This window comes from Streptomyces sp. NBC_00045, from assembly GCF_045041095.1.
Classification (GTDB): Bacteria; Actinomycetota; Actinomycetes; order Streptomycetales; family Streptomycetaceae; genus Streptomyces.
Window position 1 is genome coordinate 2640094 of the sequence record NZ_CP108271.1, and the last position, 24967, is coordinate 2665060.

Here is a 24967-nt window from a genome sequence, read left to right on the forward strand (position 1 = left end):
TTTCAACAGTATGTGACGGTATCCCGTCTCCCCTTCCGCACGCTCCGTGCACCGCTCCCCCACCCCCGGTTGGGGAGTGCGGTCACCCGGACCGCAGGATGGTGGGACCATGTGAGGGTCTGCCGGGGAAACGGTGAGGTGAGGGGATAGATGGGGTCTGAGTCCGGCCGCGTCAAACGCGGCGAGCAGAGCAGGATTTCCCAGTGGCTGCGTCGGCGGCCCAAACCCTCCCCCGAAGACCCCGAGCGCGTGCGCGAGGACCTCCTGCTGGCCGTGGCCGCCGCAGGCCTGCCGCTCGCCCCCGCCGCCCATCCCGCCGGCTACCGGTGTTCGTGCGACCGGATCGGCTGTCCCACCCCCGCACGCCACCCCCTCTCCTTCGCCTGGCAGACGCAGTCGACGACCGACCGCGCACAGATCGAACGCTGGGCGCGCAACCAGCCGCAAGCGAACTTCATCACCGCGACCGGCATGGTCCACGACGTACTGGACGTCCCCCTCGAAGCCGGAGCGAGCGCGCTGGCCCGCCTGCTGGCGGCGGGCGTCGAGGTCGGCCCCGTCGCCGAATCGGGCGGAACGGGCGACCAGGCCCGGATGCTCTTCTTCACGGCGACCCGCGGCACCCCCGAGGACGAGGACGAATGGTGGCCGTGCGAACTGGACTGCCACCCGGAGACGATGGACGAACACCCCGGCCTGCGGTGGCACTGCCGCGGCAGCTACGTGCTGGTGCCGCCGGCGGCCCTGCCGGGTGACCTGGCGGTGACCTGGCTCCGGGGCACGGAGCACCCGCTCCCGGATCCCCTCACCCTGCTGGAAACCCTGACGGACGCCTGCGCCACGTACGCGGTGGCGGCCGACCGATCCCCCACGGCGGCCTGGCCCCTGAGCCACTGACCGGGCCCCGCGGCCGGCCCGTACGACCCGGCCGGTGGGCCACCGGCCCGCGGGGCGCTCAACCGACCGCCGGCGTCGGCTGCTGCGTGTCGCCCCGCCCCACCCTTCGACCGTTCCCGGGGCGCCGGGCGGCGCGCCCACAACGGCGCCGCGCCCGGCCCGGGAGCCCGTACGGTCAGTGGATCTGGGTGACCACCACGTCCAGGGACCAGGGCCTGGCCGGCTTCGCGGGGGCCTGCGCCTCGACCGTGTACCCCAGGTCGCGCAGGGCCACCACCAGCTCCGCCGGGGTCGCCGGCACGACACCCTCGACCAGCAGGTCCCGTACCAGCCGCCCCTTCGTCGCCTTGTTGAAGTGGCTCACCACCGACCGCTTCTCCACCCCGTCCACGATCTGCGCGTGCAGCACCCGCACCGTCGCCGTGCGCCCCGCCACCTCGCCCTTGGGCTTCCACGCCGACGCGTAGGCCGAGGACCGCAGGTCCAGCACGAGCCCGTCCCCCGCCGCGGCCGGCATCACCGCGGCCATCGGCTCCCGCCAGTAGGCGCCCAGCGCGCCCAGCCCCGGCAGCTTCACCCCCATCGAGCAGCGGTACGAGGGGATCCGGTCCGTCACCCGGACCGCGCCCCACAGACCCGAGAACACCAGCAGCGACCGCTCCGCCCGCGCCCGCGCCGCCGCCGGGAGGTCCGCCAGGCCCAGCGCGTCGTACAGGACGCCGGTGTAGACCTCACCCGCCGGCCGGGCCACCGCGGACCGTAGCCCGGCGTTCTTCGCCACCTCGCCGCGCAGCCCCTCGCTCAGGCCGAGCACCCCGCGGGCCTTCAGCTCGTCGCCCGCGCACAGCTCGACCAGTTCCTCCAGCACGGCCGCCCGCGCTTCGGCCAGTCCCTGCAGCGACAGCGTCTGCGGCTCCAGGGGCGCGCCGGAGGCGCCGGCGGCCTTTCCCTCGGACGGCGGCAGCAGCACGAGCACGGTGGTTCTCCTTCAGTACGACGCGGCGCAGGGGGTGCGGCCCCCGAGCCAGGGTAGACGGCTCGCCGCGCCACCAGCGCCCACCCGCCATACGCTCGATCCATGCCACGCCGTCATATGCACATGACCGGCGCAGACGGGACTGCCCTGCGGGCCGCGCTGCGTGAACTGCGGACCGCCCTGGGGGTGCCCGGGGAGTTCCCGGCCGCGGTGCTCGCCGAGGCCGAGCGGGCCGTCCGCGATCCACGGCTCCCGGACCTCGATGCCACCGACCTGCCCCTGTTCACCATCGACCCGCCGGCCTCCCGCGACCTGGACCAGGCCATGCACCTGGCGAAGCGCCCGAACGGCGGCGGCTACCGCGTGCACTACGCCATCGCCGACGTCGCCGCCTTCGTCGCACCCGGCGGCGCCCTCGACACCGAGGCGCACCGCCGCGTCACCACCCTGTACTTCCCCGACGACAAGGTCCCCCTGCATCCGGCGGTGCTCTCGCAGGGCGCGGCCAGTCTGCTGCCCGGCCAGACCTGCCCGGCGCTGCTGTGGCGGTTCGACCTGGACTCCGCCGGCCGGGTGGAGACCACCGAGGTCCGCCGGGCCCTGGTCCGCAGCCGCGCCAAGCTCGACTACGAGGGGGTACAGCAGGCCATCGACTCCGGGACCGCCGACGAGTCCCTGGCCCTCCTGCGGGACATCGGCAGGCTCCGCGAGACCCTGGAGCAGGAGCGCGGCGGCGTCTCGCTGAACGTGCCCGAGCAGGAGATCGTCGCGCACAACGGCTCGTACACCCTCGCCTACCGGGCCCCGCTCCCGGCGGACGGCTGGAACGCCCAGATCTCCCTGATGACCGGCATGGCCGCCGCGGACCTGATGCTCGCCGCCGGCGCCGGCATCCTGCGCACCCTCCCCAGCGCCCCCGACGGCGCGGTCGGCCGGCTCCGGCGCACCGCCACCGCCCTGCGGATCGACTGGCCGCACCACGTGCCGTACGCCGAACTCGTCCGGACCCTCGACCCGCACCTCCCGGCCCACGCCGCGTTCCTCCAGGAGTGCACGGCCCTGCTGCGCGGCGCGGGCTACACGGTCTTCACCGGCGGGGCGACCCCGGACCCCGTCCTGCACGCCGCGGTGGCGGCACCGTACGCGCACTGCACCGCCCCGCTGCGCCGGCTCGTCGACCGGTACGCGGGCGAGCTGTGCGTGGCGGCGGTGGCGGGGGCCGAACCCCCGCAGTGGGCGCTGTCCGCGCTGGACGGGCTCCCGGAGCGGATGGCGGAGGGCAGCAGGCTGTCCAACACGGCCGAGCGGGAGTCCGTGGACCTCGTCGAGGCGGCCCTGCTGAAGGACCACGTCGGCGAGACCTTCGACGCGACCGTGATCGACGTGAAGGACCACGAGCCGCTGGTGGGCACGGTCCACCTGGAGGAACCGGCGGTCGTCGGCCGGGTCGAATCGCCGTCCGCGCCGCTGCCGCTGGGCGACCGCATCCGGGTCCGGCTGACGGAGGCCGACCCGGGCCGGGCGAAGAAGATCACGTTCGCCCCTGCGTGAGCGGTGTCCGCCGCAAGGCCGGCGTGCGCGCTGCGGCGGGCTGGCCTAGCGTCGAAAGGGGAGGGGCCGTCGTCCGGCGCCCCCGACCGGGTCCGCGAGCTACCGGATCCGTGAGTCCCCTGACCGCCCGGAGAGCAGGTGCCTCCCATGCGCATGTCGGTTCGCATCACCGGTGTCCTCACCGGTCTGATCCTCGCCCTCGGCGGCGGGGCCTTCGTCGCCCGCGCCGACATCCCGGCCTGTACGAACCTGGTCGCACAGTCGGGTGTCGCGGTATCCGAAGCCGTCACGACGGCCTGCACCCAAGGTGTGCACGGTGATCTGACCGGCTGTGTGAGCGCCATGTCCGCGGCCGGCGTGGCGGGCGGCGCCGCGCACGGCGCCTGCCGGATGGCGGCCAACCCTCCCGCCTGATCGGCCACCTCCACCTCACGGGCCGGTGGGCCCCGCCGCCACCGGCCCGGCCCGACGCAGGGCAGCGACCAGCGTGCGCGGGTCGTCGGCGTGGAAGCGGACGGTGCGGGCCTCGGCGCGGGAGCCGAGCGGCCGGGTGAAGGGGAGCGGACGGGTCAGTTCCAGGGTCACGGTGGTCTGGCTGGCGACGATCAGGTCGAGCACCCCGTCCTCGGAGAGGGTGACGAGGCGGCCTTCCGGGTAGCGCCGGTCCACCCGCACCGAGGCCACGGCGTCCGGCGGGACGGTGAGGTCGAACAGGGCCCCGTAGCGGATGCGCAGGGAGCCGTCCGCGCCGACCACGTGCGGCCGGGTCACGCAGGCGGCGTGCATCGCCAGGACCAGCAGCACCCCGTACGCGTCGAGGACCAGCACCACGCGGTGCACGGCCGGCCAGGGGATCAGGACGGCCAGCCCGACGGTCTCGATCAGCGACACGAACAGCAGCCCGTACGTCATGGCCGTCTGGGGTCCGGTGTACCCGGCGGCGAGTTCGCCCGGCCCCACCCCGTGCGCGGGACGGCGCAGTGCCCACCGCCCCAGCGAGGCGGCGGTGCGCAGCTCGTGCAGCACCAGTCGGCGCACCGGCTCGGGCACGACCGCCCGCACCGCCGCCCGCCGCGCTGCGCGGGGTTCGGCGCCGCGGGCCCGCTCGGCGCAGTACAGCGACCGGAGCACCCACAGCTCCAGCAGCAGCACCCCGGCGACGAGCACTTCGGCCGCGGCCGCGACCGTGAGCGGTGGGCGCACCCCGGCCGCCAGGCACACGACGAGGGCCAGTTCGCCCGGTATCGCCGCGGCGGCGGCGATCCGGGCCGCCCGGACCCGGCTCATCGGCTGCTTCCCTTCTGCGCGAACGCCTCCATGACCTGGCGCACGACCTCCGCCTGGGCGGGGGCGTACTCCGCGAGCAGCGCCTGCGTGAAGCCCGGGGCGGCCGGGCCGTCCGCCGGGATCACGTCGAACACCCCGTCGGGGACGGCCGCCACCAGATCGGCGGCGAGCACCGGGATCCGGGGGTCGTCGGTGGGGGCGTCGGCGAGGTCGTCGAGCCGCTCGTACAGGGCGAGCACGGCCGGATCGGCGGCCATCGCGGCCATCGCCTCGTACAGTTCGGGGCCGCCGGCGCCGGCGGTGTCCAGCAGGATGAGGTGCTCGCGGTCGAGGGCGGCGGACGGCGACGTCGTTTCGGGGGCCTGGGCGAGCAGTGCGGCGAGCGCGGGCGGGAGCGGCCCGTCGTCCACGGGTGGCGCGGCCCGCAGCGCCGCGAGCCGCTCCCGGCGCTCGCGGATCGCGGCCTCCTGCCGGGCCAGGTCGGCGTCGAGTTCCTCCAGTACGTCGGCGAGCTCGCGCCCGGCGTCGTCCGCGAGGACGTCGCGCACCTCGTCGAGGCTCAGCCCCAGCTCGGTGAGCCGGCGCACGCGGGCCAGCAGGACGGCGTCGCGCACGCTGTACGCGCGGTAGCCTCCCCCAGCTACCGCTGGGAGGTACCCCCAGCGCCGCTCCGGCTCCGGGAGCAGCCCGACGTGGTGGTAGTGCCGGACGGCCCGGGTGGTGACCCCGACCAGCGCGGCGATCTCTCCGATCCGCATGGCGTCCAGTAAAAACCCTGCCGCTGCGTCAAGGTCAAGCGCGGCGCCGGGCGCGGGTAGCATGGTCACTCGCAGAACAACCGGAGCGGGCGGCCGCGTCGGGATCCCCGGATCCCGCCGAGGAACGTCCGGGCTCCACAGGGCAGGGTGGTGGCTAACGGCCACCCGGGGTGACCCGCGGGACAGTGCCACAGAAAACAGACCGCCGGGGGCTTCGGCCCTCGGTAAGGGTGAAACGGTGGTGTAAGAGACCACCAGCGCCTGGGGTGACCCAGGCGGCTAGGTAAACCCCACCCGGAGCAAGGTCAAGAGGAGTCGTCTTCGGACGGCTTTGCGCGAACGTTCGAGGGCTGCCCGCCCGAGTTCGCGGGTAGACCGCAGGAGGCCGGCGGCAACGCCGGTCCTAGATGGATGGCCGTCTCCCCGGCGACCGCGAGGTCACCGGGCGACAGAACCCGGCGTACAGCTCCGGTTGTTCTGCACTCGACGAAGCCGAAGGGCCCGTCCCCGTCAGGGGGCGGGCCCTTCGCCGTACCCGGTCGGACCGGCCGGCTACCGCAGGTGCGAGGTGTCGTTCAGGAGGCGGACCGAGGCGTTGCCGTCGGCGTAGTAGGCCACCGCCGACAGGGAGGCCGCGGACAGCTCCATCCGGAACAGCGACTCCGGCGGGGCTCCCAGCGCGAGGCGCACCAGGATCTTGACCGGGGTCACGTGGGTGACCAGCAGCACCGTGAGGCCCGCGTACGCGGCCAGCAGCCGGTCCCGGGTCGCCGAGATCCGGCGGGTGGCGGCCGTGAAGCTCTCGCCGCCGCCCGTCGGGGACGCCTTCGGGGAGTCCAGCCAGGCCTGGAGGTCTTCGGGGAAACGCTCCCGCACCTCGGCGAAGGTCAGGCCCTCCCAGGCGCCGAAGTCCACCTCGCGCAGGCCCTCCTCGACGGTGACCGTCAGCCCGAGGCGGTCCGCGACGGCCTGCGCGGTCTCCCGGCAGCGGCGCAGCGGGGAGCTGACGATCGTCTGGACGGTGCCGCGCGCGGCCAGTGCCTCGGCGACCGCGGAGGCCTGGCGGCGGCCCGCCGAGGACAGTTCCGGGTCGGTACCGCCGCTGCCGGAGAAGCGCTTCTGCGGGGTGAGGGCGGTCTCGCCGTGGCGCAGCAGTACGAAGGTCGCCGGGGTTCCCATGTCGGGGCCCCAGCCCTGGCCGCCCGCGGGGGGTGTGGCCGGCTGGGCGGGACCGGCGTGACCGGTACGGGGCGGTGTGCCCGCTCCGGCTTCCGCTCCGGCGAACGGCCCGTCGGCGGCGCCGGTTCCGGCGGCGCCGCCGGTCGCTCCGGCGAGGGCGGCCCGGACGGCCGCGGCCCCCTTCGCGGCATCCCCCGGAGGGCCCGCCGGCGGGGTGGCCAGGGCGCGGGCCGCCGAGGCGTCCAGGGCCGCAGAGGAGGCCGACGGCTCCCACTGCCTGCCGTGCTTGCCCGCGTCCATCGCCTCGTTGGCGAGCCGGTCCGCGTGCTTGTTCCGCTCGCGCGGGATCCACTCGTACGTGACCTGCGCGCGGGGCAGGATCGACGCCGCCTCCGCCGCGAGGGGCTTCATGTCCGGGTGCTTGATCTTCCAGCGGCCCGACATCTGCTCGACGACGAGCTTGGAGTCCATGCGGACCTGGACCTCGGCGTCGGCGGCCAGTTCACGGGCGGCCTTGAGGCCCGCGATCAGGCCCTTGTACTCGGCCACGTTGTTCGTCGCGACGCCGATGTACTCCGCACGCTCGGCCAGTGTCTCGCCCGTCGCCGGGTCGAGGACGACGGCGCCGTAGCCGGCGGGCCCCGGGTTGCCCCGGGAGCCGCCGTCCGCCTCCACGACGAACCGGAGCATCAGATGCCCGAGTCGGCCGTACGGACCAGGATGCGGCCGCAGTTCTCGTGGCGTACGACCTGGTCGCGGGCCGCGGCCTTGATCTCGTTGACCTCGGCCATGTCGAGCTCCAGGCGGCAGCCCTCGCAGCGGCGCTGGTACAGGCGGGCGGCGCCGACGCCGCCCTGCTTGACGCGGATCTTCTCGTACAGGGCCATCAGGTCGGCCGGCATCGACGCGACGATGACCTCACGGTCCTTGGTGACCTTCGCGGCCTCGGCGTCGAGCTCGGCGGTGGCCGCGTCGCGGCGGGCGGTGGCGTCGGCCTGCTTGGCTTCGAGGGCGGAGACCCGCTCGGTGAGCTCGGTGACCCGCTCCTGCGCGCCCTCCAGGCGCTCCATGACCTCCAGGACGACGTCCTCCAGGTCGGCCTGGCGCTTGGCGAGGGAGACGACCTCGCTCTGCAGGTTCGCCAGGTCGCGGGCGGAGATGCCCGCGCCGGAGTCGAGCCGCTGCTGGTCGCGGGCCGCGCGCTGGCGCACCTGGTCGACGTCCTGCTCCGCCTTGGTCTGCTCGCGGGCGGCGTCGCTCGCCTGGGTCTGGGCCGCCACGAGCAGGTCGCGCTGCTGCGTCAGGTCCTTGGTCAGGGACTCGACCTCGGTGTGCTCCGGCAGGGACTTGCGCTTGTGGGCGAGCTGAGACAGCCGGACGTCCAGGGCCTGGACGTCGAGGAGTCGGATCTGGTCGGCGGGCTCGGCGTTCAGTTGGGGGCTCCAGAGATAGAAGGGGGTGTTACGGACGGCTCGTGAACCGTCCACGGGTCGGTGACCGTGCGCGAGACGTGGGTGCGCAGACCCCAGCCGTGGCGCTCGGAGATCGCGTCGAGCTGCGCGGCGGCCTGCTCGCACCACGGCCATTCGGTGGCCCAGTGCGCGGCGTCGACGAGGGCGAGCGGGCTCTGCTCGCGGGCCTCGGACGCCGGGTGGTGGCGCAGGTCGGCGGTGAGGAAGGCGTCCACGCCGGCGGCGCGGACCTGCCCGAAGAGGCTGTCGCCGGAGCCGCCGCTGACGGCGACGGTGCGGATGACCGCGTCCGGGTCGCCGGCGACGCGGATGCCCTGGGCGGTCTGCGGCAGCCGGGCGGCGGCGCGGGCGGCGAACTCCCGCAGGGTCTCGGGGTGGTCGAGTTCGCAGATCCGGCCGAGGCCCCGGCGGCCCGCGGGGTCGCTGGCGTCGGAGACGAGCGGTCCGGTGATGCGCAGTCCGAGGGCGCCGGCGAGGGCGTCGGAGACGCCGGGGTCGGCGGTGTCGGCGTTGGTGTGGGCGACGTGCAGCGCGATGTCGTTCTTGATCAGCGTGTGCACGACGCGGCCCTTGAAGGTGCCGGCCTCGACGGTGGTGGTGCCGCGCAGATAGAGGGGGTGGTGGGTGACGATCAGGTCGGCGCCCAGCTTCACCGCCTCGTCGACGACGCCCTGCACGGGGTCCACGGCGAACAGGACGCGGCCGACCTCGGCGTCGGGATCGCCGCAGACGGTTCCGACGGCGTCCCACTGCTCGGCCCGCGAGGGGGGCCACAGGACGTCCAGCGCGGCGATGACTTCGGAGAGACGGGGCACAGGCCAAGGCTACCGTCCGTACGGGAGCGGCAGAGTCCGTACGGGGTCCCGGGCGGCCGGGGCTCCTCACGCGCCTCCGACGGTCCCGGGCACGCCCCTGCACCGCACAGCACAACCGTCCCCGTTGCCACGGTCGAACCGCCCGGCGGCCACCCGTACGTGTGAAGCGCGGAACGTCGTGCTGTTCGGGCCGAAGTGCGATAACTAGCTTCCTCACCGGAGGTGACGCACGGATGACTGTCTGTGCCATCGAGATCACGATGACGGCCCGGTTCACCATCGCCGCGGACGGGTCGTACGCGGCCCGACTGGCCGGGGACGGCGAAGCCCGCTACCCGGAGCGCTGGACCCTGGCCGGGCCCGAGCCGTACGCGGTGCCGCTGCCGCTCGCGCAGCCCGAGGAGGCCGACAGCGAGGTGCTGGCCCTGACCGACGGGCGGGTGCTGATCCACCGCCGGGTCGCCGAACGGCACGCCTTCGCCCTGTTGTACCCGACGGGCGGCGCCGCGGCCGGACCGCGGACCGGGGAACTCCCGCTGGGCTCGGTGGAGCCCGGGGCCGAGGGCGTACGGGTGTCCCTGCTGCCCCCGTCCCCGGACGGACACGGGGCCTTCGCCCTGGCCGCCTCGGCCACCGGGAGCACCGTCTGGCAGGTCGCCGGCGGCCCCTTCGGGCCGGTCGCGCGGATCCCGGGCCGGTGCACCGGCGGTGTCTGGCTGGACCGGGCCGGCCGGATGCTCGCCCTGGACCGCGAGTTCCGGGGCACCACCAAGGCCGTCGCCGTCGACCTGGGCCGCGGCGGCGAGGTCTCCCCGCTGCTCCAGATCGCGGACGGCAGCGACGACCGGCTGTTGCTGGCCGACCCCGACAGCGGGCTGCTGCTGATCCGCTCGGACGCCCCGGGCGAACCGCGCCTGGGATGGGGGGTACTGGGCAGCTCCCTCCCGGTCCGGTTCCCCGAGTGCCTGCGCGGGGAGGCGGGGATCCCGTTCGCGGTGCAGCCGGGCCAGGCGCTGATGCCGGAGACCTGCGCGGTCGCGCTCCGCCTGGAGAACGGTGGGATCGGCCTGTGGCGGCCCGCCGACCGGCACGTCTTCCGACTCGCGGCGCCCGACGGGTGGCTCGGCACCGGCCTGTGGAGCCGGGAGGGCCGCCTGCACCTCCCGTACGCCACACCCGAGATCCCCTGCGGGATCACCGGGCTGACCCTGCCGGTGTCCCCGCCGGCCCCGGTCCGGCTGGACCCGCCGCCGGCGGCGGCACCCCGGCCCGTACCGCTCCAGCAGGCGCCGCTGCACTGACGCGGAGCCCCGCCGACGCGGAGCCCTGCCGGCCGAAGGCCCTGCCGACGCGGGGCCCTGCCGACGCGGGGCCCTGCCGGCCGAAGGCCCCGCTGACGCGGGGCCCTTCGGTCAGCGGCCCTCGAAGGCCAGGTCGCGGGCCGATCCGAGCGCCGTGGCGACCGCGCCCAGCAGGACCGCGTCCTCCCCCAGCCCGCCGGCCGACACCTTCGGCCGCAGCGGCGTCAGGGTGCGCAGCGTCCGCCGGACCGTGCGGAGCAGCAGGTCGGCGCTGTGGCCGATGCCGCCGCCGAGGACGACGAGGTCCGGGTCGAGGACGGCGGAGACCGCCGCGACGGTGTGGGCGAGGCGTTCGCCCTCCTGCTCGACCGCCCGGGCGGCGGCCGCGTTCCCCGCCCGGGCGGCGTCGAAGACGTCCTTGGCGGTGAGCGGCCCGGCCATTCCGTGGGCGCGGGCCGCTCGGACCACGGCTTGCGCGGAGACGGCGTCCTCCATGCCGTCGGGCTCGGAATCGCGGTCGGGGCCGGGCTCCGGGGCCCGGCGGCCCGCCCACGGCAGGAAGCCGATCTCGCCGGCTCCGCCGTGCGCCCCGGTGAACAGCCGGCCCTCGTTGACGATGCCCATGCCGAGGCCGGTCCCGATCATGACGTAGACGAAGAGCCGGCTGCCCGCGCCGACGCCGTACGCGTACTCGCCGAGCGCGGCGAGATTGGCGTCGTTCTGGACGGCGACGGGCAGGCCGAGCCCGTCGCGGATCCGGTCGAACAGGCCGGGCCGGCCCCAGCCGGGCAGTTGTCGGGCGTACCGGACCCGGCGCGCGTCCCCGTCGTAGACGCCGGGCGTGCCGACCACGGCCCCGGTGACCTTGCGCGGGTCCACTGCGCAGTCGGCGACGAGCCCGCGGGCGGCGGACACCGCGAGGTCAGCCACGCCGTTCGCGGTGCGGGCCTGGTTGCGGACGTCGCAGCGGGCCACGACGGTGCCGTCGAGGTCGGCCAGCGCCACCCGCAGCCGGCTGCGGCCGATGTCGACGCCGAGGGCGTAGCCGGCCGTCGGATCGGGGGCGTACAGCACGGCGGTGCGGCCCCGCCCGGGTGCGCGCGTACCGGCTTCCCGGACCAGGCCGGCCTGTTCGAGGGCCGCGAGGGCGCTGGAGACGGTGGGTTTGGACAGGCCCGTCTCCCGCGCGAGCTGCGCCCGCGACGCGGCCCCGTCGGACCGCAGTCGCTCCCACAGCAGCCGCTCGTTGGCACTGCGCTGCCGCTGGGGCCTCCAGGGCCGCTCAACACCCGCGTCGCTGCTGCTCATCGGGCCATTCTCACGTAGCCCGGAGGCCCGCGGCGGTGCGCCGGAACGGGGGGCGGGCGAGGTCCGGCGTGCACCACGAGACGGCGTCAAGGATTTCTTGACAAGTCGGCCTCGTCAAGGTTTCCTTGACGCATGTTGATCTTGAATTCGAAGGTTCGGCACCGGGACGTCTTCCCCGCCACCGCATCCATGGCCGCCGTGCTGCCGCTCGCCGTGAGCCTGCCGGCCATGGCCGTGATGTTCGGCGCCCGGCTCGGCACCTCCGCCACCGTCGCCCTGATCGTCGCGGGCCTCGTACTCATCGCCTGCACGGCCGGCCTGACCGCCCGCGCCACTGCCCACCACAACGCCGCCGCCGAGCGGATGCGCCGCGACGAGGCCGTCCTCGACGCCCTCGAACCCCTTGCCGGACTGAGCCGATGAACGACAACCAACCGCTGCTCCACCCGGTGGAGATGGACCGGATCCGCGAAGGGATCGCCGCAGCCGTCCTCGGTGCCCCCGAGGGGCTGGCCGACTCGCTCGAACACGACGCCCACGGCTACCTGCGCCTCGTGGACGCCTCGCGCGTCGGCGCCGAGGAGGCGAGCCGACTGCTGCGCGAGGCCGTCCAGGGCGCAAGGGCCGCCGGCCACAGCTGGGACACGGTGGGCCGCGTCCTGGGGGTGAGCCGCCAGGCCGCCCAGCAGCGCTTCTCGGGCAAGGCCGGCACGGGCCCGTCGGCGCCGCCCACCAAGGGACCGAACGCCCCGAAGCGCCGCACCCTCAGCGGGTTGACCGCCTTCAACGAGATGGCCGCCCTGGAAGAGGCCGGCCGCGACGGCTGGCACATGATCGGCTACGGCCCCTTCTTCCACGAGGTGGAGGCGTCCGGCCACCCCTGGGAGCACTGCCGGGTGACGCTCCCCTCCCTCGCGCGACACCGGCGGATGGAATCAGAAGGTTGGATTCCGGTCGGGGCGGGCTGGTTCCCCTGGCGGTACTACAAGCGGCCCGTCACCGCCGCCGCCTAAGCCCCCCGGTCGTGCTTGAGGCCCAGGACCTCCGCCGCGGCGAACGTCTCGTTCGCCGGGCGGGAGTCGTAGTGCGGGGTCAGGACCTCGTCCAGCTCCTCGAAGGAGAAGGCCTCCTTGGAGGTGTCGAACTTGGCGGCCACCTTGGGCCGGTCCATCACGACCACGATCCCGCCGTGCACGACGAACAGCTGCCCGTTCGCCCTCGCCGAGGCCGGCGAGGCCAAGTAACCGACCAGCGGGGCGACGTGTTCGGGGGCGAGCGGGTCGAGCTTGCCGTCCTCCGGGAGCTGGAAGCCCGCGAAGACGTCCTCCGTCATCCGGGTCCGGGCGCGCGGGCAGATGGCGTTGGCGGTGACCCCGTACTTGGCGAGGGCCAGCGCGGTCGAGGTGGTCAGCCCCACGATGCCGCCCTTGGCCGCCGCGTAGTTCGGCTGGCCGGCCGAGCCGCCGAGGAAGGCCTCCGAGGAGGTGTTGACGATCCGGCCGTACACCTGCCCGCCCGCCGCCTTCGACCGCTCGCGCCAGTGCACGGACGCGAAGTGCGTGGTGTTGAAGTGGCCCTTGAGGTGGACCCGGATGACCGAGTCCCACTCCTCCTCCGACATGGAGAAGACCATCCGGTCGCGCAGGATGCCCGCGTTGTTGACCAGGACGTCGAGCTTCCCGAAGCTGTCGACCGCCAGCTCGACCAGCTCGCGGGCCTGCTCGAAGTCGGCCACGTCGCCGAGGTGCGCCACCGCCTGTCCGCCCGCGGCACGGATCTCCGCGGCCACTTCCTCCGCCGGAGCGGCCGAGGCCTCTCCGGAGCCGTCCCGTCCGCTCTGGCCGAAGTCGTTGACGACCACGCTCGCGCCCAGCCGCGCGAGCTCGATCGCCTCGGCCCGGCCGAGCCCGCGGCCCGCGCCGGTGACGATGGCGGACAGCCCCTCAAGTGGGAGTGACATCTACCGGATTCCTCTCAGAGTTCGATGCAGGTGCGCAGGGCCACGCCCGTGCGCATCTGGTCGAGGGCGTCGTTGATCTCGGCGAGGTGCACCCGGTGCGTGATCAGGCCCGCCAGGTCCACCCGGCCCGCCCGCCACAGCGCGATGGTGCGCTCGTACGAGCGGAGCACGTCCCCGCCCCCGTACATCGACGGCAGGATCTTCTTCTCGTCGAAGAACAGCGAGAACATGTTGATCGAGTAGTTGTCGTCGAGCGCGCCCGCACCGACCACGACGACGGAGCCGCCGCGCCGGGTCATTTCGTACGCGGTGTGCGTGGTCGCGGACTTGCCGACGACTTCGAAGACGTAGTCGAAGCCCTCGCCGGCCGTGATCCGGTTCTTGGCGTCGGCGAAGGCCTCCGGCGCGACGGCCTCGGTGGCGCCGAAACGGAGCGCCGCCTCGCGCCGGGAGGCCACCGGGTCCACGGCGATGATCTGCGCCGCGCCCTGCACCTTGGCGCCCTGGATGACGGAGATGCCGACGCCGCCGCAGCCGATGACGGCGACCGAGGACCCGGCCTCCACCTTGGCGGTGTTGATGGCGGCGCCGAGACCGGTCGTGACCCCGCAGCCGATCAGCGCGGCGATGTCGTAGGGCAGGTCGTCGGGGATCGGCACGGCGCACGCGGCCGGCACCACCATCTCCTCGGCGAAGGTTCCGGTGCCCGCGAAGCCGAAGACGTCCCCGGCCCCCGAGCGGCGGAAGTTGGGCGTGGCCACGTTCGCGAAGGACTCCAGGCACAGGTGGCCCTGGCCGCGCTTGCAGGCGGGACAGTGCCCGCACGGCGGCAGCCAGCAGACGAGGACCCGGTCGCCGATGTGGTGGGTGCTCACCCCGTCACCGACGTCGACGATCTCGCCCGCGCCCTCGTGGCCGGGGATGAAGGGGGCGGGCTGCGGCAGCACGCCGCTCATCGCGGAGAGGTCCGAGTGGCACAGGCCGGTGGCCCTGATGCGGATCCTGACCTTGCCGGGGCCGAAACCCGCGGTCTCCATGTCGTCGACGACTTCGAGCTTGTCCTGGCCTATCTCGCTCTGCAGTGCTGCGCGCACGGTGCGGCTCCTTGTGTGTCGCGAAGGTCGGGCGTTACGCGTGTTCGACGACGGTGTCGGCGAGGACCGGCGCGTCGTCCCGTTCGACGGCGGTCACCGAGACCCGGACCCGGCCGGGCTCCTCCCACATCCGGATCCGCAGGGTCTCGCCCGGGAAGACGATCCCGGCGAAGCGCGTGCGGTAGGCGCGGACCCGCGAGACGTCCCCGCCCAGCGCCGTGTCGACGACGGCCTTGAGGGTCATCCCGTACGAGCACAGACCGTGCAGGATCGGCCGGTCGAAGCCGGCAAGCTTGGCGAATTCGGGGTCCGCGTGCAGGGGGTTCCAGTCTCCGGACAGCCGGTACAGGAGCGCCTGCTCCTCGCGGATGTGCCGCTCCTCGACCCGGTCGGGTGCGCGCTGGGGCAGCTCCTCCGTCACGGAGGGGCCCCGCTCGCCGCCGAACCCGCCTTCTCCCCGTACGAAGATCTGCGCGTCGCTGGTCCACAGGGGCCCGTCGGCGTCCGCGACCTCGGTACGCAGCACGATCACGGCCGCCTTGCCCTTGTCGTAGAGGGCGGCGACCCGCGCGCTGGAGGAGGCCCGCCCCTTGACGGGGATGGGCCGGTGCAGCTCGATGGACTGGCCGCCGTGCAGGACGTTGGCCAGGTTGACGTCGATCCCGGGTGCGGCGAGGCCGCCCAGCATGGCCATGCCGGCACCGGCGACGGTCGCGAAGCTGGGCAGGACGTGGAGCTTGGACTCCAGGGTGTAGCGCAGCTCGTCGGGGTCGGTGGCGGGGCTGGCCTTGCCGGGGTTCGTGCCCGCGCCGAGTCCGAGGTGGTAGAGCTGGATGTCCTTGTGGTCCCAGGCGATCTCCCCCCGGCGGGGGTCTGCGGCGAGGGCCCTGGCGGCATCGATCGGCATTGAGGATGCTGCTCCTTGTTCGGTTCCCACTTGCTTGGAAGAGCTTGGAAGCGCTTGGAAGACCTCGGTGCGGCCGTCCGCACCGTCGGCCACACCGAGGTCGTCTGCGGGACCGGTTCTAGAACGCGTTCTAGGATCGGTGAGGCATGTATAACGCACGCCCCACCAGTTGGGAAGACTCCTGACTCCACGTCAGAGTGGCTTTGGCCGGGGCGTGTTGCCGGACCCGCAGAGGGCGGGGCCCTAGGCTGACGGGGTGGACGAGATGCCCCGGAATTTCCGTACGACGAGGTCGTTGCGGGTCCTGCTGGCGGAGGGTCCGGGCATGTCGGCCGGCGCGCTGGCGGTCCTGCTCGGGCTGGAGCCGGACCTCGACGTGGTCGCCCGGGTCGCACCCGGTGCGGACGTGGGCGCGGCGGCGCTGACGGCCTGTCCGGCGGTGGCGCTGGTGGACGCGGACCGCCCGGACGTGCTCGCTGAGGTGGCGGCGGTGTGCCGCGAGGCCCCGGAGTGCCGGGTGCTGCTGCTGGCCGGTTCGGCCCGGCCGGGCCTGGTCGAGGGGGCGCTCGCCGCGGGAGCGGCGGGGGTGGTGCTGCGGGACGACCCTCCCGGGGCGCTGGCCGAAGCCGTCCGCCGCGCCGTGACGGGCGAGGCGGTCACGGACCCGACGCTCGAACCGTAGTGAAGCCGGGCGGGACCCCCGTTCCCGGCCACCGATTGACGAATTCCGCCGCAGCGCTGCTCCACGTACCGGGCCAGGATGGGGCTCCCGCAACCTGGTTTCGTGGAGGAATCATGCGCGTATCCGTCCTGCCCGCCGCCCTTGCGCTGGTGGCCGCCACGCTCGCCGCAGGAGCGGCTCCGGCCGCTGCCGACACCGCGGCCGGCCCGGTCCTGACGGTCGACCTGGAAGCCGGCACCGCCGCCCTCCACCACAACACCGCGAGGGTGACCTACGCGCGCGTCGACGGCGAGGTGAACTCGGTCAGGATCATCTCGGTGGAGATCGTCAGCGGCGAGCGCGACTGCGCCTGGGTGTCGTGGAACGACCCGCACAACGTGAACGGCTGGTCCAACCTGACCAGCGAGCCCTCCTGCAACGGCACCGGCCTGGTGGAGTCGCCCGACGAGGTCATCAAGGCGCCGGCCGGCCACCCCCTCAAGGTGCGCCTGGCCGCGGACCACGGCTCGGACGTGGTGCACAAGGACATCGAGAAGCTCTGACCGGGGGCGGGTGGGCCCGGTCGCTACGCGCCGTCGCCGGCCCGCGCGTGGGCGAGGGCGGCCAGGAGGTCGCTCTCTTCCGGGCCGGTGAACAGCCGCTTGGGCAGCACCACGAGGCAGGTCCGGCGGCGCGAGCGGCCCGTGAACACGTGCAGCCGGGGCGTCTCGTGGTACGAGCGCACCTCGTCCCAGACGATCCGCTGCGACTCCCCGCCGCGGGACACCTCGATGCCCGCACCGTCCACCACGGCCCGCTTCTCCTCCTCGGCCCGGCCGGCGCGGAAGCCCCGGGCGACCGCCCACCGGGGCAGGACCAGCAGCACGACGAGGCCTTTGGCTTTGTGGCGACGCCATGCCCCCAATCATTACCCCTCGCCAAGCACCTCAGCATCGTAGCCAAGCAGCATCTTCTCGAATGCCTCCGGGACCTGCCCATAAGTGGTGGCAACGCCGCTGCCCAGCGCAATCACGGCACCATGCTCGTCGATCGCAAGGAAAGCCACCCCTTCCGCGCGTTCCCCGATCGGGAAGAGAGACAGCGCCAGTTCCTCGCCCCACTCAAGGAAGACCTCCTCTTCGCCCTCGCATACCGACGGGTCGAGCAGGAACGGCTCTCGGGCGCACTCGACACCCGGCCCCGAGAACATGAATCGCAGTCCGCCGAACTCTGCCAGAAATGCTCGTGCCGCAGTATGCGCCGTCAGCCCGCCATCTTCCAGCAGCGCAACCCAGCCTTCTACGTCTACGGACCGTCCAGGCTGCCAGCCGGCAGCCCGGAGCTCCTCCACCACTGCAAGGGAATATTCGTTATTCAAGGTCAGCGAGTCCAATGATTCCGTCGACATCACCCAATTGGCCGAGGTCATCCATACCTCCCACCGTCGTGAAGTCTAGTTCGAAGGCATCCTCAAGTGCCACGCAGCTGTCACACGGACCGACTCGCCCCCCCTGGTCCTTGTGTGTCAGGTTGTTACGGATCTTGACCGCAGCAACCCGTCCACCAGTCGGATTCTGGCCAGCGTCCAATGCCTGCGAGATACAGACCGGCAGACCACACTTTCCATGCACGCTTCCAGCAGCCCGGTCAGCCGTAGGCACCGCATCCAGAACTTCTTGGACCAGGGGATGAAGCGGACGCTGCTCGCCGCTGCTAGTGGCCGAGTAAACCCGACCATTGGAGAGTTCCAGTGACTCGGCGACCTTCGGACGAGATCGGCTCGAGAAGTTCTTGTCCAGCGTGGTCTTATTGGCCAGTTCCCTGGCCTCTTCCAGGACTCCGCTCCCATCAGACGAATCAGCCCCGGATGCACCGCCCTCGCCTGCCGGCGTCTTCGGCGTACCTGCGCCCGGCTCGCTCGGAGCTGTCGTGTCCGGGGCGTTTTCGTGTGGGGTTTCCTTCGCCGACGGGGTCGGGACGTCGTCGTCTAGGAGCTTCTTTAGTGGTGCGGCGCTGCCTTCAGCGGCCTCTGCCGCCTTGGCAGCGGCACGAAATCCCTTGACCAGCTTGAATGCCCCGACACCGTCCATGAGCATCGAGCCGATGACGCCCGACCAGAACCCCTGCTGGTACCTCTCGGAGGTCGTGTCGATGCCGAAGAGTTCGGCGGTGGGATGGTCGCCCCAGAGGTTGGGGATCTTGTAGTCGCTGCCGTCCCAGCCCGTCCAGTCGTTGAAGTCCTCGTTGTCGCCGTTCCAGATGTCGACGCAGTTGTCGAGGGCCCAGCCGCCCGGGTTGATCCAGAGTTCGTTGCCGCCGCCGGAGACTCCGTCGATAAGGCCGCTGAGGTAGTCACCGGCATCGCTGAAGATCGAGAGGCCGGAGGGGTCGCTCGCGTTGATGGGGTCGTTGCCTGCGTAGGCGTAGCCGCCCATCTGGTTCGGGTCGCCGGCTTCGAAGACCGGGTCACACGTGAGGAAGCGGCCTATGACCGGGTCGTAATTGCGGGCGCCGAGGAGGCTGAGGCCGGTGGCCGTGTCCGTGGGCTGGCCCAGATAGCCGCGGTTGTCAGCCCAGCTCGGCGGGGCCGGGCCACGCTGGGCTCCGTACGGATCGAAAGCCCTGCGGGTGACGTTGAGCGTGGCCGCGTCGACCTGGAGCTGGGACGTGTTCTGCGGGTTGGTTGCCTGGTAGACGACGGTGCCGGTGGAGGAGCGGGTGATCTTGGTGCCGTCGGGGCCCTTGTAGTTGCGCAGCCCTGCGACCGTGGTCGACGTCTTGTTCAGGGTGAGCTGTTCGGCGCCCCCGAAAAGGTAGAGCGTGTCGCCGTCCGGCCCTCGCTGGATCAGCAGTTCGCCGTCGGCGTCGTACAGGTAGTTCGAGGTCTGCGTTCCGCCGACGGGCTTGGGCGTGACGACGGTGTCGGTACGACCCTTGGCGTTGTAGGTGAACGTCTGGGTCGTGGCCGCGGCCGCGCCGACCTTGGTGTCCCGGCTGGTGGTGTTGCCCACGGCGTCGTAGTGCGGGGTGAGGGTGGTCGTGCCGTCCGGCCCCGTGGTGGTGATCGTGGTCGCCGTGTTGGGCTGGGCGGCCGGTGTGGTGCCGTTGCCGGGGTAGGTGATGTTCTGGGTGACGTTCTTGAGCGGGTTGCCCGACGTGTCGTGCTTTACCTGCTGGGTTCGGTCGCCGAGCAGGTTGTACGTGTAGTTCTGCCAGTACGGGTTGGGTCCGCCGATCGTGGCGGCTGTCGGCTGTGCGGTGTTGCACTTGGATATCTGGCCCGGCTTCGCGGCTGCGAGGCCCTTGGTGTCCGTCCATGCCTGGGCCAGGCGGTTCTGCCCGTCGTAGAGGAAGCACTGCGTGTCGGTGCCGGTGACCGCGCCGCCGCTGGACTGCACCGTGGACGTACCGGTGAGGTTCCCGGCCTCGTCGTAGGCGTAGGTGGTGGCGTCGATCGGGCTGTTGCTGCTGGTCTGCAGGCTCACCGTGTTGGTGGCCAGCCGGCTGGTCGCCTGGTCGTACGTCTGGGCGGTGCGGAACTGCTTCCCGTAGACGCCGTAGGTGGACTGGACGACCTGGCCGAGCGGTGTGTAGATGGTCTTGTTCAGGTACGGAGTCGTGCGGGAGCCGAACTCCGTCTCAAGGCCCTGGAGGTTGTAGCCGTAGCCGACCGTCTCGGCCGGTAGCCCGCTATCCGCCCCGAAGGTGGTGGACTGCAGCAATCCCACGGTGGGGGTGTACTCGGCACTTGCCGTGTAAGTGCCGGCGAGCTTGCCCTCCGTCGCCGGGATCACCATGGTGGAGCCGGTGGGCTGGTAGGCCGTGTTGTAGCCGTTGATCTTCTTCGTGTAGGCCTTGCCTCCGACTCCGCCCACGAAGCGGGTGGACGAAGTCTGTCGCCCCTTGAGGAGGGTGTCGTACGTCCACTCGGCCAGCTTCTTGGACTGGTCGGTGGTGCTGGTGCCCTCGTACTCACCGGTCTTGCGGCCGAGAGAGTCGTAGGTGGTCGAGACGCTCTTGCCCAGCGCGTCGGTGCTCAGGACCTGCCGGCCGAAAACGTCGTAGCCGAAGGTCGAGAGGCCCGTGTCCGGGTCGGTCTGGGAGGTCTTCTGGCCGAGGAGGTCGTATGTGTAGGTCCACTTGTTGCCGACGGTGTCGCTGATGGACTTGACCTCGCCGGCGGGCGTGTACGTGTACGAGGTCTTGGTGTCGGCGGCAGCCGCCTTGCCGGCGGTTCCCGAAGACCAGATGGCGGTGCCCGCGGCGTTGTACATGCGGAAGTTGCCATCGCCCTTGACGATGGCGAATCCGCCAGTGGCACCGGCGGTACCCGTGCCGGAGGTCCACAACACCGTGCCGGTGGTGCCGGTGACGACCAGGTTGCCGTCGGCGCGGACCGTGGCGCTCGCGCCCGGGTTGCCAGCAGTGCCCGAGGACCACAGGGCCTTGCCGTTGGCGATGCCCGTCAGGACGAGGTTGCCGTCGGCCTGCATGTCGAGCCGGACGCTCTTCGACGAGAACGTCGTACCCGACTGGATGACGGTGCCGGCCGTCAGCTTGCGGTCAGCGGTGGTGTCGAGGGTCTGGGTGGCCGTCGTCTGACCAATGGCATTGGTGTAGCTGGCCGCCGCCTGCCCGCCCTTCGGCGGCGTGCTGATCGTTTTGTCGACGCCTGGGTAGGACGTGGTGGCCTCCCAGAGCTTGGCCCCCTTCGACCACTGCTGGGCGGCCGTGACCCGGCCCTGGCCGTCGTAGACCTGGCGGGTCTGGTTCGGGACCGTGTTCTCGGTCTCCACCCACAGCGTGGTGCCCGGAGCCGTGGTCGGGTCCGCGTACGTCGCGATACTAGAGGCCGTCCACCCGTGGCTGTCGTACGAGGTGGACGAGATCAGTCGGCCCGCAGAATTGTCCGCCGTCGTCGACTGCTGCTGGCGAACGCGCAGCAGCCCATCGTAGAGGGTGACGGACTTGCCGTAACTCCCGTCCTCACGAAGCGTCTCCGTAGTGACGGCCGAGGGGTTCGGGCTGTCACCGGCGCCATTGACGGAGTAGGCGAACTTGCGGTCCGGAGTCTGGGTGGCCCGGTCGCGGCCCGGCGTCCAGACCGCGGTACGCCGGCCCAGGGTGTCGTAGGTGCTGCTGGTGACACGTCCGTTGATGTCGACCGACCGCTTGTTGAGACCGCGTGTCGGGGACACATCCGTGGTGGTGGTCCAGTTGTACGGCTGGGGGTAGGTCGTGGTGACCTGCGTCGGCAGCGTGCCCGAGGCAGGGGAGAACGCGGTGGTGGTGACCTGGGACGCCACGTCGATCTGCTTGGTGACGCGACCGTAGTCGTCGTACACCACGCCACCGTTCGTCTGGAATACGGGATTGCCCGCACCGTCGTACTTGGTGACGACCTGCACTGCCGTTACCTGACCGACCGAGTGCGTCTTGCCGTCAGAGGCCCAGGCCTGGCCCAGCTTCCCGTAGGTACCCGGGCTGGTCACGGAGCCGTCGCCATCGTAGAAGATCCGCTTGTGGCTGAGGGTCGTGTCCTTGCCGGGCTTGGTGCTGCACGGGCCCGAGACCGAGAGGATCTCGCTCGGGTGCATCAGCATCATCGGGTTGTCCGCCGGCGCCGATGCGTAGTCGGTTGTGGTGCAATTCTCCTGCTCGGGGGCGGTGACGTCACCCTTGTCATCGACCTGGTGCACCCGGCCGAGGCTGTCGTACGTCGTCACCTTCTTGGAGGTGCGCCAGCTGCCGCTGGACAGCAGGCCCATCGACCGGTTGGTCACCTCCGTCGAACGACGGGACACCAGATCGGGCAGTGTGGAGAGAGATGCCGGCGCCGGGTCCTTCGAGGTCCAGGCCGTCCGGGTGCTGGAGCCGGTGTCCAAGGTGGCGAGCGGTCCGTTGAGGGTTTTTGTGGTGACCGTGCCGCCAGCGGCGGTGAAGGTTTGCGACTCCAAGGTGGCACCAGCCAGCCAATCGCTGTCGGGGAAGGACTCGCCCAGCGAGTTCGTCACCGACACCGATCGCTTGGTGCCGTCCTGCTTGTAGTCGCCGTCCATGCCCTGCAGGTACGTGGAGACGGTCTGGGTGATCGGGTCCGGAGCCACACCGGACGTCGTGGTGACGGTGCGGTACCCACGGAAGTCGTTCCACGTCCGGTACTGGTCGTCGGTGAGTTCGGAGTCATCGCGGTGCCAGGCCGCACCACCGTCGTAGGCGTAGCCGGTGACCTTGGCCGGCGAGCCTGCCTTGGTGAGGTCGCTGTTGACCACCTGGGTGACGAGCGTCTTGACGAACCAGTCGGCCACGGGCTCGGCGGCACCCGGCGGGAACCAGTTGACCGGGTAGCAGGCCATCGTGTTGGCGTCCGCCGACGCCGGCATCGTGTTCTTGGTGCGGGAGCACTCGGGGTCCCGGTAGGTGACCGCCGAGGACTCGCCGGACTCCGTCCGGACACTGGAGATCCGTGGACGGTACAGCGGTGGGGCCGCCGGTTCCAGGCCGTCGACGCGGTTGTCCATCTCGATGCCGGTGAACGTGACCGGGTCCAACGTCAGGGGGGTATCGCCGCCTGCCGTGGTGTCACGGCCGGTGTGCTGGATCGAGGACAGCCACATCACCGACTGGAGCATGCCGGCGCTCTCCGTCTTGCCGGTCTTTCCGGTGACGGGGTCCATCACACCGCCCGCGTCCGAGAAGACGTGGGTCAGGGTGTAGGCGTCGACGTCCTGCCAGTCGGCGCCGATCTTGACCTGGGTTGTGATGTCCTTGAGGCGGTATGTGGACCAGAAGGTGGGCGAACCGAAACGGCAAACGTCGTCGCCCTCGCCCTCGGTCTTGTAGCTGGAGGGGCAATTAATGTCGTACGGGACGTCAGGCCAGTTCTTGGCCGTGTCCTTCGACAGGTTGTCGCCCGTGCACACCGTGTCCGAAGTGGTGCACCGTTGCTTCGTGCCGAAGTTGATCCGGGCCGCGGGGTCCTTGCCGGCGACGGCGTCTGCGAGCTTGTAGCCGTAGGAGATGCGGGTCAGGTAGCCCGAACGGGTGTACTGCGTCAGGGTTCCGCCCTTGCCGTCCTTGACGACTTGGCCGTAGCCCATGTTGTAGTAGTTCGACTCGGTCGCGTAGTCGTAACGCTGGACGTTGCCCTGCGGGTCGACGACGAAGTCGAGGTTGAATCGGTAGCCGACCTGCTTGTCGCACTGCGACGCATTGCCCTTGGACGAGCTGTAGCAGGGGTCGTCCGACTTGGGGTGGTAGAGCGGCACGCCCCAGGCGCTGTTGGTCGCGGTGTCGCCGGACGCGCCGGGCGCGTGGTTCAAGCCGAGGTAGTAGGCGGTGCCGTCGGGCGTGGTGACCTTGAAGTACTCGCCCTCCCAGAGGTCGTTCGTCGCACCGGTCAGCCGCTCGATCTTGGTGCCGTCGTCGGATTCCAGCCGGTAGACGCCGTCACTGCCGCGCACAAGCTGTCCGGTGTGGGCACCGAGCGACAGCGTCGCGTTGTAGCCCGCCCAGCACAGGTCGCCGGAATTCTCGATTCCTGAGTTCTTGCAGGGCTTGTAGGAGCGCTCGATGAAGCCGGGGGTGTAAGCCCAGCCGTCACCGATCCAGGAAGACTGCGAGTTGCGGGCCGAGGTCTTGCCGTCTACGGACTGCGAGTTGTAGGTGAGTGCCACGGACGGTGCGGTTCCGCCCAAGGAGGGCGGGACCGCGACGGGGTAGTTGTACGTGAAGGCCCCGGAGGCCGACTGCGCCCACGATCCCGAAGCCGAGAGAGAGGTCGCGCCATAGTCGCCTTGCGAGCCGGCCGTGCCCGACACCGCGGCGACGGCGACGGCTTGGCTGCTGGCAGCCGCTGCCATCGTCCGCTGCTGCCCGGACAGGACCGCGTCCTTGAACGGTGCCGCGCTGGTGCCGAGATTCACGTCGGCGGTGAGCCGCTGGTTCTTCGGATCGTTGGCCGTCTGCAGCGGCTGCTGGACGCGGCAGGCCGCGACGTCGGGAGTGGTGAGGGCGCACCCCGGCAGGGCCACGAGGTGCAGTCGTGAGGCCCAGCCGCCGCCGTAGGCGTCTGCCAGCGCGCTGTAGTCAAGGCCCACAGAGACCTTGCCTCCGGCGGCGACACCGTCGGCCGGTGTGAGGCCGACCAGCATTCCGTTCACGTTGGCCGAGGCGGCCCGCTTCCGGTCTGCCGTCTCCACCCGGACGGTGGTGGGGCTGCTGTTGGCGGCGGGTGCGTTTGCCGACCCGGTCGTCGAGCGGGCGGTAGCCGCAGACGCCGCCGGCGCGATCCAGACGGGTGATGTTCCGGCCTGAACCGGTGCCCCTGCCGGGGCCATACCGCTTTCCACCGACTTGCCCATGCCGCGGACCTGCTGGGACGGGTGGGCGACCGTTACGGTCTCCGTCCGTGCGGCGGGCCACTTGGGCGTCTTGGGCACGTGCGCACGCATCTCACGTGCACCCTGGGGTACGCGGGTCACCGCGGACTTGGCGGCCTGGCCGACCGGATGTCCCTTGACCACAGGCAGGTCGGGCAGTTCACCGTCCTGCCAGGATTTACCGGTGTAACGGTATCCGCCGACCGTGTCCGCTCTGGCGAGCGGCACGACAAGTGACATCGCGGCCGTCATGGCCACGACAGCATATGCCCGTCTCCGCCGGCCTCTTCCAGACATATGGACAGGCCAGCGCATCGATGTACGCACCTCGACAGTCCCCACCCCAAGTGCGCGGCCCGACAGGGCCGAAAGAAAGAAGGGGCCACGGCGGGCCCCACAAGATCAGCGGAACATTATTGC

The 24967-nt window shown here is 71.8% G+C and carries 21 protein-coding genes and 1 other RNA gene; 9 read left to right on the forward strand and 13 right to left on the reverse strand.

Annotated elements, in window-relative coordinates:
• Positions 1-150 precede the first annotated feature (150 nt).
• A complete protein-coding gene (locus OHA65_RS12380; protein WP_327283182.1) occupies positions 151-897 on the forward strand; it encodes a bifunctional DNA primase/polymerase in 747 nt (248 codons plus the stop codon).
• Between the two features lie 175 nt (positions 898-1072).
• On the opposite strand, the gene yaaA is transcribed toward OHA65_RS12380, so the two are convergent.
• The gene (gene yaaA, locus OHA65_RS12385; RefSeq protein ID WP_327283183.1) at positions 1073-1873 is read right to left on the reverse strand and encodes a peroxide stress protein YaaA; all 801 of its coding nucleotides are present in this window, start codon (positions 1871-1873) and stop codon (positions 1073-1075) included.
• A gap of 102 nt (positions 1874-1975) precedes the next feature.
• Between yaaA and OHA65_RS12390 the strand changes: the two genes are divergently transcribed.
• Positions 1976-3424 (forward strand): RNB domain-containing ribonuclease, encoded by a 1449-nt coding sequence (locus OHA65_RS12390; protein ID WP_327283184.1) that lies wholly within the window; start codon positions 1976-1978, stop codon positions 3422-3424.
• A 147-nt stretch (positions 3425-3571) separates the two neighbouring features.
• Positions 3572-3838, forward strand: coding sequence for a hypothetical protein (locus OHA65_RS12395; RefSeq protein WP_327283185.1), 267 nt, complete (start codon positions 3572-3574; stop codon positions 3836-3838).
• 15 nt (positions 3839-3853) lie between these two features.
• On the opposite strand, the gene OHA65_RS12400 is transcribed toward OHA65_RS12395, so the two are convergent.
• Both OHA65_RS12400 and OHA65_RS12405 read right to left on the reverse strand, forming a co-directional pair.
• A complete protein-coding gene (locus OHA65_RS12400) occupies positions 3854-4711 on the reverse strand; it encodes a hypothetical protein (RefSeq protein ID WP_327283186.1) in 858 nt (285 codons plus the stop codon).
• Positions 4708-5469, reverse strand: a complete 762-nt coding sequence (locus OHA65_RS12405; protein ID WP_327283187.1) for a MerR family transcriptional regulator — start codon at positions 5467-5469, stop codon at positions 4708-4710. The genes OHA65_RS12400 and OHA65_RS12405 overlap by 4 nt, the downstream gene beginning before the upstream one ends.
• Positions 5470-5546: 77 nt before the next feature.
• Here OHA65_RS12405 and rnpB point away from each other — a divergent pair.
• An RNA gene (rnpB, locus tag OHA65_RS12410) (RNase P RNA component class A) lies at positions 5547-5948 on the forward strand.
• 73 nt (positions 5949-6021) lie between these two features.
• On the opposite strand, the gene OHA65_RS12415 is transcribed toward rnpB, so the two are convergent.
• Genes OHA65_RS12415 through OHA65_RS12425 form a run of 3 tightly spaced genes read right to left on the reverse strand, consistent with a single transcriptional unit; the run spans position 6022 to position 8935 of the window.
• Positions 6022-7338 carry a bifunctional RNase H/acid phosphatase gene (locus OHA65_RS12415; protein WP_371643404.1) on the reverse strand — a complete coding sequence of 439 codons (1317 nt, stop codon included), beginning with the start codon at positions 7336-7338 and terminating at the stop codon, positions 6022-6024.
• On the reverse strand, positions 7338-8081 hold the full coding sequence (locus OHA65_RS12420) for a C4-type zinc ribbon domain-containing protein (RefSeq protein ID WP_327285630.1): 744 nt from the start codon (positions 8079-8081) through the stop codon (positions 7338-7340). The genes OHA65_RS12415 and OHA65_RS12420 overlap by 1 nt, the downstream gene beginning before the upstream one ends.
• Positions 8078-8935 carry a Nif3-like dinuclear metal center hexameric protein gene (locus OHA65_RS12425; protein WP_328762593.1) on the reverse strand — a complete coding sequence of 286 codons (858 nt, stop codon included), beginning with the start codon at positions 8933-8935 and terminating at the stop codon, positions 8078-8080. Before OHA65_RS12425 ends, OHA65_RS12420 begins: the two co-directional genes overlap by 4 nt.
• Before the next feature lie 233 nt (positions 8936-9168).
• Here OHA65_RS12425 and OHA65_RS12430 point away from each other — a divergent pair, with 233 nt between their 5' ends.
• Entirely contained in the window at positions 9169-10236 is a 1068-nt protein-coding gene (locus OHA65_RS12430) for a hypothetical protein (RefSeq protein WP_327283190.1), read from the forward strand.
• A gap of 111 nt (positions 10237-10347) precedes the next feature.
• On the opposite strand, the gene OHA65_RS12435 is transcribed toward OHA65_RS12430, so the two are convergent.
• Positions 10348-11544 carry an ROK family protein gene (locus OHA65_RS12435; protein WP_405761872.1) on the reverse strand — a complete coding sequence of 399 codons (1197 nt, stop codon included), beginning with the start codon at positions 11542-11544 and terminating at the stop codon, positions 10348-10350.
• 132 nt (positions 11545-11676) lie between these two features.
• Between OHA65_RS12435 and OHA65_RS12440 the strand changes: the two genes are divergently transcribed.
• Together OHA65_RS12440 and OHA65_RS12445 are read left to right on the forward strand one after the other, a co-directional pair.
• Positions 11677-11967 carry a hypothetical protein gene (locus OHA65_RS12440; protein ID WP_327283192.1) on the forward strand — a complete coding sequence of 97 codons (291 nt, stop codon included), beginning with the start codon at positions 11677-11679 and terminating at the stop codon, positions 11965-11967.
• Positions 11964-12557: a hypothetical protein gene (locus OHA65_RS12445; protein ID WP_327283193.1), complete on the forward strand. Its 594-nt coding sequence runs from the start codon at positions 11964-11966 to the stop codon at positions 12555-12557. Before OHA65_RS12440 ends, OHA65_RS12445 begins: the two co-directional genes overlap by 4 nt.
• Here the strand turns inward: OHA65_RS12445 and OHA65_RS12450 are convergent.
• The 3 genes from OHA65_RS12450 to OHA65_RS12460 are packed head-to-tail and all read right to left on the reverse strand — an operon-like array spanning position 12554 to position 15505.
• Positions 12554-13504 carry a 3-oxoacyl-ACP reductase gene (locus OHA65_RS12450; protein WP_327283194.1) on the reverse strand — a complete coding sequence of 317 codons (951 nt, stop codon included), beginning with the start codon at positions 13502-13504 and terminating at the stop codon, positions 12554-12556. The two genes, OHA65_RS12445 and OHA65_RS12450, sit on opposite strands and share 4 nt — an antisense overlap.
• Positions 13505-13518: 14 nt before the next feature.
• Positions 13519-14598: a Zn-dependent alcohol dehydrogenase gene (locus OHA65_RS12455; protein WP_327283195.1), complete on the reverse strand. Its 1080-nt coding sequence runs from the start codon at positions 14596-14598 to the stop codon at positions 13519-13521.
• A 34-nt stretch (positions 14599-14632) separates the two neighbouring features.
• Entirely contained in the window at positions 14633-15505 is an 873-nt protein-coding gene (locus OHA65_RS12460) for a MaoC/PaaZ C-terminal domain-containing protein (RefSeq protein WP_329313406.1), read from the reverse strand.
• Positions 15506-15770: 265 nt separating this feature from the next.
• Here OHA65_RS12460 and OHA65_RS12465 point away from each other — a divergent pair, with 265 nt between their 5' ends.
• Together OHA65_RS12465 and OHA65_RS12470 are read left to right on the forward strand one after the other, a co-directional pair.
• Positions 15771-16187: a DNA-binding response regulator gene (locus OHA65_RS12465; protein WP_327285631.1), complete on the forward strand. Its 417-nt coding sequence runs from the start codon at positions 15771-15773 to the stop codon at positions 16185-16187.
• A 113-nt stretch (positions 16188-16300) separates the two neighbouring features.
• Positions 16301-16729, forward strand: a complete 429-nt coding sequence (locus OHA65_RS12470) for a hypothetical protein (RefSeq protein ID WP_327283197.1) — start codon at positions 16301-16303, stop codon at positions 16727-16729.
• A 23-nt stretch (positions 16730-16752) separates the two neighbouring features.
• On the opposite strand, the gene OHA65_RS12475 is transcribed toward OHA65_RS12470, so the two are convergent.
• The 3 genes from OHA65_RS12475 to OHA65_RS12485 are packed head-to-tail and all read right to left on the reverse strand — an operon-like array spanning position 16753 to position 24799.
• Positions 16753-17091 carry a YcxB family protein gene (locus tag OHA65_RS12475; protein ID WP_327283198.1) on the reverse strand — a complete coding sequence of 113 codons (339 nt, stop codon included), beginning with the start codon at positions 17089-17091 and terminating at the stop codon, positions 16753-16755.
• Positions 17092-17094: 3 nt separating this feature from the next.
• Positions 17095-17595, reverse strand: coding sequence for an SUKH-3 domain-containing protein (locus OHA65_RS12480; protein ID WP_327283199.1), 501 nt, complete (start codon positions 17593-17595; stop codon positions 17095-17097).
• Positions 17537-24799, reverse strand: a complete 7263-nt coding sequence (locus OHA65_RS12485; RefSeq protein WP_327283200.1) for an RHS repeat-associated core domain-containing protein — start codon at positions 24797-24799, stop codon at positions 17537-17539. Before OHA65_RS12485 ends, OHA65_RS12480 begins: the two co-directional genes overlap by 59 nt.
• Positions 24800-24967: the final 168 nt, after the last annotated feature.

Excerpts from the sequence above, each read along its gene's own strand:
- OHA65_RS12380 (WP_327283182.1), top strand. The coding sequence starts at position 151 with ATGGGGTCTGAGTCCGGCCGCGTCAAACGCGGCGAGCAGAGCAGGATT.
- OHA65_RS12390 (WP_327283184.1), top strand. The coding sequence starts at position 1,976 with ATGCCACGCCGTCATATGCACATGACCGGCGCAGACGGGACTGCCCTG.
- OHA65_RS12395 (WP_327283185.1), top strand. The coding sequence starts at position 3,572 with ATGCGCATGTCGGTTCGCATCACCGGTGTCCTCACCGGTCTGATCCTC.
- OHA65_RS12400 (WP_327283186.1), bottom strand. The coding sequence starts at position 4,711 with ATGAGCCGGGTCCGGGCGGCCCGGATCGCCGCCGCCGCGGCGATACCG.
- OHA65_RS12405 (WP_327283187.1), bottom strand. The coding sequence starts at position 5,469 with ATGCGGATCGGAGAGATCGCCGCGCTGGTCGGGGTCACCACCCGGGCC.
- OHA65_RS12415 (WP_371643404.1), bottom strand. The coding sequence starts at position 7,338 with ATGCTCCGGTTCGTCGTGGAGGCGGACGGCGGCTCCCGGGGCAACCCG.
- OHA65_RS12430 (WP_327283190.1), top strand. The coding sequence starts at position 9,169 with ATGACTGTCTGTGCCATCGAGATCACGATGACGGCCCGGTTCACCATC.
- OHA65_RS12435 (WP_405761872.1), bottom strand. The coding sequence starts at position 11,544 with ATGAGCAGCAGCGACGCGGGTGTTGAGCGGCCCTGGAGGCCCCAGCGG.
- OHA65_RS12440 (WP_327283192.1), top strand. The coding sequence starts at position 11,677 with ATGTTGATCTTGAATTCGAAGGTTCGGCACCGGGACGTCTTCCCCGCC.
- OHA65_RS12445 (WP_327283193.1), top strand. The coding sequence starts at position 11,964 with ATGAACGACAACCAACCGCTGCTCCACCCGGTGGAGATGGACCGGATC.
- OHA65_RS12450 (WP_327283194.1), bottom strand. The coding sequence starts at position 13,504 with ATGTCACTCCCACTTGAGGGGCTGTCCGCCATCGTCACCGGCGCGGGC.
- OHA65_RS12460 (WP_329313406.1), bottom strand. The coding sequence starts at position 15,505 with ATGCCGATCGATGCCGCCAGGGCCCTCGCCGCAGACCCCCGCCGGGGG.
- OHA65_RS12465 (WP_327285631.1), top strand. The coding sequence starts at position 15,771 with ATGCCCCGGAATTTCCGTACGACGAGGTCGTTGCGGGTCCTGCTGGCG.
- OHA65_RS12470 (WP_327283197.1), top strand. The coding sequence starts at position 16,301 with ATGCGCGTATCCGTCCTGCCCGCCGCCCTTGCGCTGGTGGCCGCCACG.
- OHA65_RS12480 (WP_327283199.1), bottom strand. The coding sequence starts at position 17,595 with ATGACCTCGGCCAATTGGGTGATGTCGACGGAATCATTGGACTCGCTG.
- OHA65_RS12485 (WP_327283200.1), bottom strand. The coding sequence starts at position 24,799 with ATGACGGCCGCGATGTCACTTGTCGTGCCGCTCGCCAGAGCGGACACG.